The organism is Brasilonema octagenarum UFV-OR1, assembly GCF_963888615.1.
Lineage (GTDB): Bacteria > Cyanobacteriota > Cyanobacteriia > Cyanobacteriales > Nostocaceae > Brasilonema > Brasilonema sennae.
The window spans coordinates 1-10,241 of the sequence record NZ_CAWPKW010000127.1; the positions used below are offsets into that span (position 1 = coordinate 1).

Below are 10,241 nucleotides of genomic sequence, written 5' to 3' on the forward strand. Positions count from 1 at the left end.
TATGCGCTAAGGCGCACGCTACGCGTTCGGCAAAGCCGTGCCGCAGGCATACGTGCTCTTTGCGTCCTTTGCGGTTTATTTTTTCATAATTTTGCGTAAGTCCTGGGTGTAAGGGAAAAGGTGTTTCTTTCATTCATAACGGGTTGCGATCGCCGCCCCTCAGGCGCTTTCAACAAACGCAATCGATAAAATTCCCAAATTCCGGTGATTTTATCGATTGTATTTCTTTCATCTTTAATATCAAGCCTGGTACGTACCAAGCTTAATATGACTTCGGAACATGAGGGGCTTGTTCATCAAACACCGCCAAGTCAAACCAAAAAGTAGTACCAATGCCAATTTCACTCACCAAATAAATTTTCGTCTGATGCTTTTCTATAATATTCCTGACAATAGATAGCCCCAAACCTGTGCCTTCTAGGGTGTGAACTCGGTTTTCAACCCGGACAAAACGGTCAAAAATGGCTTCTTGGTCTTCTGGACCAATGCCAATTCCAGTATCAGAAATTTCCACTCGTACTTTGGGTACTTGATGATGAGAACTGGACTTTGGTTCAAGTTGGTGGGCGCGGAGGGCAACTTTTCCACCCGCTTTAGTAAACTTGAGGGCATTACCAATCAAATTAGCCAACACCTGCAACAATAAATCATAGTGACCGACAACGAGGGGCAATTGAGGCTCAACTTCCTGAATTAATTCAATGCCTTTGTCCCTAGCATTGAGTTGGTAAGTACGCAGTGTCTGCTCGATCGCCTGCGCCAAATCTACCCCCTTCAAGTGATAGTTGCGACCAGATTCTAGCTTTGACAAATCCAAAACATCGTTAACTAAGCGGGTTAGTCTATCGGTTTCATGATTGACAGTGACCAAAAACTCTTTCTTTTGTTCAGTACTCAAGTCTTCCCCATAGTCGTGCAAAGTCTCGATAAATGATTTGATGTTAAATAGGGGCGTTCGCAATTCGTGGGAGATGTTACTGATAAACTGACTTTTTGCCTCGTTAAGTTCTACCTCGCGGGTAATATCTTGTACGGTAATAGCAATACCTTTAACACTCTCTCTTTGCTGGTTAAGAACTGTTGTCATCAGAATGCGGACAGTGCGCTTGATAGGTTCAATCAGCGGTATACGGAATTCAGCACTTTCGCATTCCCCGGTTGCTATTTCATATAAGGGACGGGTAATTTGCATTCCTACCGCTGCAGGCAAGTGATGTAAAACATTTTCGCCTACGAGTTTAGCTTCTTCCCAGCCGAAAATTCTCTGGGCTGTGGGGTTCGCTAAAATCACCTGCATACTATTATCAATCAAGACGGCTCCGTCAGCAATTGTGGAAACCAGCGTTTCTAGCTTAGCTTTTTCCGCTGTCAGTTCCTCAATATTTTGTTCTTCATAGCGCTCCAAGCGCTCTGCCATCTCATTAAAATTGAGAATTAACTCCCCAAGTTCGCCCCCTAGTGGTAAATCAATTTGCTGTTTGAAATTCCCCGCAGTAATTTGTTTTACCCCCACCAGCAACTCTTTTATCGGCTTGGTGATTGTCAAAGCGTTAATCACCCCTCCCAAAATCACCATCACCCAAATTGAGATAAAAACAGCAATGGTGACATCACGAGTGAAATTTGATGAGATGACTGCGGCTGAGTTAGGGTTAATCCCAACTGCCAACACACCCAAGTATTTGCCATCCGCAGTCAGTGGAACAAACACATCGGTGACTTCCCCGTCTGGCGATCGATGTTGTCGCACCATCGGCTTTTCGGCATCAGCAGCATAATCATCGGGCAGTTCTATCCGCCGTTCAATGGCAAGGGATGTTCCCACCTCCGGTTGCCAAAAGGGAATACCGAAATAAATATTTCCTGTGTCATCAGCATAAAGCATATAACGCACGCTAGAGGTGCTGCTATAAAAGCGTTGGGAAAATTCTGCCACCTCAGTGAGATTATCATTAGCAATGAGCGGAGCAACGTTAGCCGCCAGCAGCAGCCCAAGATCACGACCAAAGCGAGTGTCATTTACACGTGCATCCAGCTGAATTGTATTCACAGCCCAGAAGGTCAAACCACTCATCACCAGAGAGACTACCAAAGTAGCGGCTGCTAAAAGTTTAGTCTGGAGAGTGAACTCCAACCACCAATTGACAATTGCTTCTTTGATTATTTTTAAAACAGTTAGCATCTTAAAAAATCGTTATTATAGTGCTGACAATGATGGTCATCAGAAATATGGGTAGAAACCTCGTCCTTCTAGGACGGCTTTATATTGAATTTGGGCACCATTACCGCCTTGGAGTTGTTTAATTCGGTGTGCTATTGTGTTGCACTTTCAACGGGACAGTTACCGTCTCAAACCTCACAACTCTGTACGCATAATGGATTTGCTCATTCGAGCCTCGCTTTCGCGGTTAAGTTAGCTTCGACCGGTTAAAAGAGCTTGTTAGGCTTGCAACACTGTTCCAGTGACCTTAGAACTGTTTAATCACAAGCGACAGAGCAGGGAACTAGCTTCGCATTCCAAGGTGTCGTGACTCAAATAACGTTTACCTATTTCTAGGTGGTCTGGTCAGAATAGCTTGTTAGATTTCTCTTTCAAGCCTCATGCCTTTAGGCTGAGGTTCCTGACAGGATAGTATATGATTTACCTAAGACCTATCAAGGTTTAACTTGTTAGGGAAGGGATAGTTATTTGTTCATCCCTGTTAGGAATTAAAACTAGCCCAATAAATAAAAATTAACAGTTTCTAGACAAACACGTAACAAAGAGCAAAGAAGCAGAGGAAGGAAGCGCTTGGGTTGCCCTTGGGTTGCGGGGAGAGAAAATATTTTCCTCTCACTCCGTTTGTCTTATTTAACTCGGTGACCAATGTCTCTTCGGTAATACATTCCCTCAAAGTGAATGCACTGCGTCCCAGCATACGCTTGGGTAAGCGCGTGCTCAAAATTTTCTCCAACTGCAGTAATGTTTAATACCCGACCTCCGTCTGTCACCACTTGTCTCGTTTTCTCGCTCCCGCCTGGGAATGCCTTTGTCCCAGCATGAAAGACAGTGGTTCCCAGTGCTTGTGCTTCCGGAATACCAGTAATGACTTTTCCTTTCTCATATGCTCCAGGATAACCACCAGAAGCAGCAACAACTGTGACAGCTGCACCTTGCTTCCAAGCGATCGGTGGCATTTGAGCCAAACGTTGCTCAACACAAGCTAGAATTAATTCTTCTAGGGGTGTTTCCAACAGAGGTAACACAACTTGCGTTTCTGGATCGCCAAAGCGACAGTTAAACTCCAAAACCTTAAAATCGCCATTAGGAGTTATCATTAAGCCAGCGTAAAGCACACCTCGGTAGTCAATGCCTTTTTTCCTGAGTATGGCGATCGCTTTTTCTAAAACTTGCTTTTGAACTTTTGCCATCAACTCTGGTGTCGCGATCGGCGCTGGGGCATACGCTCCCATACCACCAGTATTTTCCCCTGTATCGCCCTCACCAATCCGCTTATGATCTTGAGCAGCCAGTAACGGACGAATCGTTAACCCATCCGTTAACGCTAAAACAGAAACCTCTTGCCCTGTCAAGCACTCTTCAATAACAACAAATTTCCCTGCACTGCCAAATTCTCCGCCAAACATGGCATCAATCCCCGCATGTGCCTGTTCCACTGTTTGGGCAACGATGACACCTTTACCAGCCGCTAAACCATCGGCTTTGACAACAATTGGTGCTCCTTGACCTTTTACATAAGATTTCGCTGCGGCTGCTTCCGTAAATACCGCTGCCCGTGCTGTCGGAATTCCTGCTTCCTGCATCAAAGCTTTTGCCCAAGCCTTACTTGCCTCAATTTGCGCGCCTGCTTTCGTTGGACCAAAAACCATCAGACCAAGAGATTTGAGATAATCCGTAATGCCTTTTGCTAAAGGTACTTCTGGTCCGACCACAACAAGAGTTATGTTCTGGTCTTTGGCAAATTGAGCGATCGCCTCAAAGTCGTCTACTGCCAAAGAAAGGTTTTGGCAACCTTCCATACTTGCTGTACCCCCGTTTCCTGGCACACACACAACTTGCTCAATTTGCTTTGATTGTAACAGTTTCCAAGCTAAGGCGTGTTCCCGCCCTCCATTACCTATAACTAAAACTTTCACAGCTATCCTCTAAGATTTCTTGTAAGGGAGAATGCGAGCGGAGCGACTCGCCGTACAATTTTTTCACCAATTCTGATGATTGTGCAAGTCATAGTACATTGGGCGCACAAATCCTGAATCATTGATTTTGCAATCACTGGTTATTTTTGATACAATGCACTCAGACTACCTTTGGATAATAAAATTTAGTCAACAAGAGTACAAACATGTTGAAGCTAACACGACGACAGTTTGGTCAGCTGGTGATTGCAACCGCAACATTTGCTGGGCTTGGGTATCTCGGCAAAAGAACTGTTGCACAAACATCCTCGATTATCTATGGTGTACGCGTTCCTAAAGCCGGACAACTTGTCATACAGTCCTTAGACTTAGCAACTAAACAAATTCAGGAGCTAACTAGTGTTTCTATACAGTCTGGCGAACAATTGAATAGTATCAGTTATTTAGGTTCTAACAAATTTGTACTAAGCATTAGCCCGCTCAAAAGTGCCGCAAAAGGAAATAATTCCCCTCGGTTATTGACTGTCACTGTAGGTCAGTCTCCAACAAGCACGCCTATCTCTGGACTCGCAAACGACCAGAACCTCGCAAATGTCTTGGTTACTAATGATGGCTCGCTTGTCGGTCTAACGCACAGAAGTGACAAAACGTCATCCACACTAGTTAATATCGACGCTAATACAGGAGCGATTAATACTATTAATAACATCACACTGCCTGTTAGCGAGCGATTCGATAATCTAGCCCAGTCGAAGTTGGATAATGTTGCAGAGTCAAATGGAATAATTTATACGACAAATCTTACGCAACAAGGTAATACAAGTTTGGTGCAGTTGGATTTGACAAAAGGACAAGTAAGCCCAGGAGCGCAATTGACAATTGATGGTAAGGTTTGGAATAGTGGCTTTAGCACCTTAGCCAGCGCTTCAGGAGACCAAATATATGCCCTTGGTGCCCCTCGATATGTGACACCTAATAATCTCTACACCATAAATGTCAGCACTGGAGTTATGACTTTGATACAACAGTGGGATGTTGTAAAGACTACGACTAGTGCTAGTGGCGCATAGAGAGTTCTATTTATCAAGAACAGAATGAGAGGGTGAAAACCCTTGGTTTGAAACCATTTGTTTTAGATATGTACTGGGTAGGTTGGACTTAAGCCCATCAGCCACATATACAGGAGTCAGACCTATTTTTCTTGATAAAAAATACTCCACTATGATAATTAGCGGAGTAACATTAATTTTAATATTGTTAAATTACTGGACTATAACTCTTCTGGCAGTTACTAAAGAAGATAAGCCATCTTGCTTCAGTTTATCTTCTGACAAGCTGACCTTGCTGGAAGTGTTAATCGCGACAGTCTTCACTACTTGAGAGCAAAATGTTCCCACATTTGGCTCTTTTACTTTGTACACTACCTCAGCTTTATTTCCACTAATTGAGCTAATTGATACACTCTGCAAACCCCAGCAGGGATTAGGGAGACTGATGTTTCCGCTCACACTCAGTTTTGGTACAGTATATGAAACCTTTAGTTTAGAACCCAAGTTGTCATTAGCAGGAATAGTGGCAGTATATGTAACAGGTGCAGACTGTAGCGTAGGGCTTGGTGCAGGATCATCGCTCACTGGTCCATCTGTTGGCTGCGTGATCGGCTCACGATAGCGTTGAGTGGGCTGAGCATTAACCTCATCAGTACTAAATCCCACAACCAGTAGAAATGATGCAAATAACACAACCAAGAATGTAACTGCTTGTTTTAGCTGCATGAATTTCGTATACTTCATAACATATTGCAATGTCTACTTGAAAAAGATGACTTAAACTTTTCTGTTTTGTCAAGTTATTAGCGTGACTTTTTACAGCATGTGGGAAACGAGTTCATTCATAAACCAAACCGGATTCCTGTATATTGACAAAACACCTAAAACTATTCCCATTCCTGCAATTGCTGACTGGAGTTGCGAAGTAAGGAATTAATCTGTTCGCGACGGGTTTCAAAGTTAGCAGCAATCGAGATTAGGATGATACCAACAAGCAAGCCAACTACCCATTTCAAAAATGGGTAATGCAAGCTAAAAATCACCAACTGATAGAAACTCGTGATAAAAAAGCTGCTTGTACCAACATACAGAAAAGCCCGCACTCGCAAAGCTAATCCTGCAAAAATGGCGATAAGACTCAAAAATCCGGGTATAAATGCCGTATCTTGATGAAAGATAATAGCCCATCCACAAATTAAACCACAGCCCAGTAGCCGCACCGAGTGGCGACTTGCTTTCATTGGAAATTCTCTCAGGCTAGGATCGAATTGAGCAACATACAGCAGTGATAAGCCAATCGGTATTACATACCACAAAGCATCACTCAGATGTAAGTCTAAAAACCAACGAAACAGCGCCCAATCAATCAGCACTACACTGACATAGGTGAAACGGAATTGTTTTGAAACCTTGGCAATAAAAGCATAAAACCCTGCTGTGATCAGCAAGCCGACTGGATAAATTTCCCCTCGACTTTCCCACAGATATATCAATGGCAAAATATATGCGGCGTTTTGCCAAGGTCTTTTAGACCAGCCCCACCGCTCCCAAGGTAAAATGTAGAGAAAGTAGGCAACAACAGAGGCTATAGGTGCTCTCCAAGGAAGTAACGATTCAGCAAATAAGCGTCCTACTGCTGTATAAATCCAGAAAGTTCTGAACCCTGCGATCTCTAGCAAGCCAAGGTAAACCCACATTTGTGCCATTGTAGATTGTGGATGGTAGCGTCCTTGAAAAATGGCATAACGAATCAAAAATACCCCGGTTCCCAAGCCCACAAGATAGTTTATTGCAATGGGGGTGAAGGTGGCAGAAAATAATAGACAGCTACTAAGAACCCAGTGAATGTGAGCAACGACTTTCAGTTCTTTACTGGTTAGGCGTAAGTAGTCTACAAGCCAAGCCGAAAGAAGACGATATGCATACATAATGCCAGTGCCAAGAACAGACATAGCAATTAAGCCATCGCCATATGCTCCTCCTGGTGGTGCTTGCAAGAGTTGATAGAATAAAAGTTCATATGCTGAAATTGATATCCCAATCAGTCCCAGATACAGTAGGGGTTTTAATTCTCGACGCCGTCGCCCAACTCCAATAACAATGAAAGCCACAGCAACAGAAGATAAACCTGTCCAGTTGGCAAAGGTTGAAGAACGCAACGCGACACCAAAGACACCATACAACAAAGGCAGAATGTGCCAGCGGTTGGGAAGTTTTTCGAGTCGGTGTTTGGATCGCCACCACTCCCCTAAAACTTGAGTAACCAAACCTAAGGCGATGTTAGCAATTGCAATCTTGATAATAGAACGTTCGCCAAAACCCAAAACTTCAGCAATCAATAATTCCAGACACCACCCAATACCATAAAAACTCCAATTACTAGGTTGCTGCCAACTGCGATAAACAATTGCTCCTAGAATTATTGCAGAAGAAGTTAAGTAGAGAAAATCAGATTTCGTTAGCCCTTGATAAACAAGCGTTGAGTGAATACTCAGCAGCAACAACTCAACAGTGCAGAGTGCGATCGCCCACTTGTCACTTGCTTCTGCATAAATAGCTACTAATTCATTCTCTCTGGTGCTTAACAATTTACGCACCAGCCATAAACCAACTGTACAAACTCCTCCTACAACAAACCAGCCCTGTAAGGATAATCTTGCTAAACCAGGCACACCTTCCCATAACAGGGCAGCAATGAAACCCAGTCCAAATCCAACAGTAATTAACGCAGATAGTTTGTGTCGCAAATAGCGCGTATTAACAAACATCAAAGCACTCGCAACAGCCAAACCGATTAATCTACCTCCAGATAGTGGTAAAATTAGTAACTGAGCAAGTCCCAAAGCGGCGACACTCAACCAAGCATTGAGAGTCGGACGTGCTACTGCGGTAGCTGGAGATTTCAAACCAAAAATAGCTACACCTGTGAGAGTCATGGGAGTTATTAACCAAACCAAACCCCAACTCTCACTGTTATTACCAGAACCAAACCAGACTGGTTCAGCATTCATCCATAATAGAGTGTAGCTCAGTGCCGCCAGTCCCAAACCCATGTACCATGCACTCTTGTGCCAGACTCCGTTACCCAAACAACAAAACAACCACTCTGCAACCGCCACAGCCAACACAATGCTTGCCCAGACTTGTGTATTAAGATAAGGAAAAAAGCGATCAATGATTGAGCAAAGCGTTAGCACTTCTGCAATTTGAGTCATATACACCAGACTTATTCTGGTGGGAACTCGTCGCTGGCTGACACTTCCTAAAGTGATTGCAGATAAAAGTAAATTCAAGGAACGTAACGTGGGATTTACCAAACTCACCGCAGTGAGTGAGATTCCAAACAGCAGCGTTAATTTTTCTCCAAAATCAGCCAGTTGCACCTTTTGAGCGCGATAAAGTCTATCCGTCAACGCCACCATCAAAACAAGATAGGGAAATAACACCACACTCAGCAACGCCCAAGGTGTATTCTGAGAATGAGTTAGTTGAGTAGCAGTGCTAATCGCCCATTCTTGCAACCCAAAAGGCACTAACAACCATAACAGCCAAATCGTCTCCAACCCAATAGCGAAAATCGCTCCCACATCGACGCGCGTACCACCCAACTGCAAGCGCCGACTGAAACACCACAAACCCAAACCACTAACAGCCGTTGCTTGCCAAGGAAAAGTAGCACTTACCGACACCAGCCAACCAAGGAATAGTAGAATACCGCCAAGTAATTCCCAGGGGAGTGAGGGAGGGGGGTGAGGGACGGAGGGAGTCAAAGAGATAGAAGAAAGTTCTTTCCCTTGTACCCTTGTTTCTTTGTCTGACTGTGCTAACCGAGTCACTAGCCACCCGCAAATACCAACAGCTAAACCCAATTCTTGGATCTCTACGCGGACAACAAAAATCGCTCGTACCAACAGCACAAATAAGGCATAAACAATGACGAGTGAAGACAGACTGATACCTAATTCAGTTTTTTGATCTTCAACTTTTACAATCGTCTGCCTTTGTGGGTGACGAGTGTGATAGATAGTAGCGAGAGTTGTTCCTACTGTTGCTAAATAAACTGCAATTAAGGAAAATCCTGGGATTTGCCAACCCCAGTGTAGATACGACAGTGCCAGAATATTAACTAAAGATAATTTTCGAGCTGGCTGATAAGTAGAAAACAGCCGATTGTTGCAAAATAAAAAAGTAATTGCTGAAAGCGTAATAGAAGCTATTGCAATGACAACCCAATTCAAAGGATTTTGCCAAAGATTGAAACTGTCCATTGCCCAAAAGTTGACTGGCACTAACAACAGTGTGACAATGAGCAGCGTCCGAGTTGTTAAGCTTAAATGAGACTGTCTACCAGCCCAAAAACTTATCCCCCAAAAACTCAGAGTATAAGCAAGCAAAACTCCATATTGCCCAGAAGGCGGAAACCTTTGCCATTGACTCGCGGCGAGAACCCCAGAGGATACCACCACTAAAAACATTCCTAAGAATAGCAGCCAGCGGACACTTAACTCTTCGCCCAGCGACTGCAACATCCGAGCAAGAACATTAGGTTTCTTAGCTGTCGGTAATGCATCATCCTGAAGTAGAGACGTTGCATGCAACGTCTCTGCTTGCGGTTCAGGTAGAGTCTGTGGTTGCAACTCCACACGACAAACCAGAAACTCTCGACAGATTTGCTTAACTTGGGTATCCGAGATCAAACCCAAGCGCAACCATATATCAAGTCCATGCAATAACTCAGGATTGTTAGATGCAAGCTTGATTTCAATTTTGAGAGAAGAATCAAAGTTTGGTGACATAAGCCCACGCACAGAGCGCGATACTTTATCATTATCCTGATAAAAGTTATTTTCCCATTATCTGTGACACTTGCTCGGCTGACTGCGGTGAATTTTTATCAGTTATCAGTTACCAGTTACCAGTTATCAGTTACCAGTTACCAGTTATCAGTTACCAGTTACCAGTTATCAGTGAGCCAGCGCTTGATGAGGGTCTCCCGACAGAGGCGACTGCGTTAGCGCAGCGGAACCGGAGGTTCTCCCCGAAGGGTTATCAGTT

General features: G+C 43.9%; 5 protein-coding genes. 1 reads left to right on the top strand and 4 read right to left on the bottom strand.

The genetic code is table 11. From position 1 onward, the window contains the following. Nucleotides 1–262: 262 nt before the first annotated feature. Together nblS and purD are read right to left on the bottom strand one after the other, a co-directional pair. Complete coding sequence (gene nblS, locus AC5590_RS08930) at nucleotides 263–2,182, bottom strand: two-component system sensor histidine kinase NblS (RefSeq protein ID WP_169268524.1); 1,920 nt, start codon at nucleotides 2,180–2,182, stop codon at nucleotides 263–265. A 665-nt stretch (nucleotides 2,183–2,847) separates the two neighbouring features. Then, the gene (gene purD, locus AC5590_RS08935; RefSeq protein ID WP_169268525.1) at nucleotides 2,848–4,137 is read right to left on the bottom strand and encodes a phosphoribosylamine--glycine ligase; all 1,290 of its coding nucleotides are present in this window, start codon (nucleotides 4,135–4,137) and stop codon (nucleotides 2,848–2,850) included. Between the two features lie 206 nt (nucleotides 4,138–4,343). On the opposite strand from purD, the gene AC5590_RS08940 reads away from it, so the two are divergent. Beyond that, on the top strand, nucleotides 4,344–5,207 hold the full coding sequence (locus tag AC5590_RS08940; protein WP_169268526.1) for a hypothetical protein: 864 nt from the start codon (nucleotides 4,344–4,346) through the stop codon (nucleotides 5,205–5,207). Nucleotides 5,208–5,399: 192 nt separating this feature from the next. Here AC5590_RS08940 and AC5590_RS08945 read toward each other — a convergent pair whose 3' ends face one another. Together AC5590_RS08945 and AC5590_RS08950 are read right to left on the bottom strand one after the other, a co-directional pair. Next, nucleotides 5,400–5,930, bottom strand: coding sequence for a hypothetical protein (locus AC5590_RS08945; RefSeq protein ID WP_169268527.1), 531 nt, complete (start codon nucleotides 5,928–5,930; stop codon nucleotides 5,400–5,402). A 143-nt stretch (nucleotides 5,931–6,073) separates the two neighbouring features. Beyond that, nucleotides 6,074–9,982 (bottom strand): DUF2157 domain-containing protein, encoded by a 3,909-nt coding sequence (locus AC5590_RS08950; RefSeq protein ID WP_169268528.1) that lies wholly within the window; start codon nucleotides 9,980–9,982, stop codon nucleotides 6,074–6,076. Nucleotides 9,983–10,241: the final 259 nt, after the last annotated feature.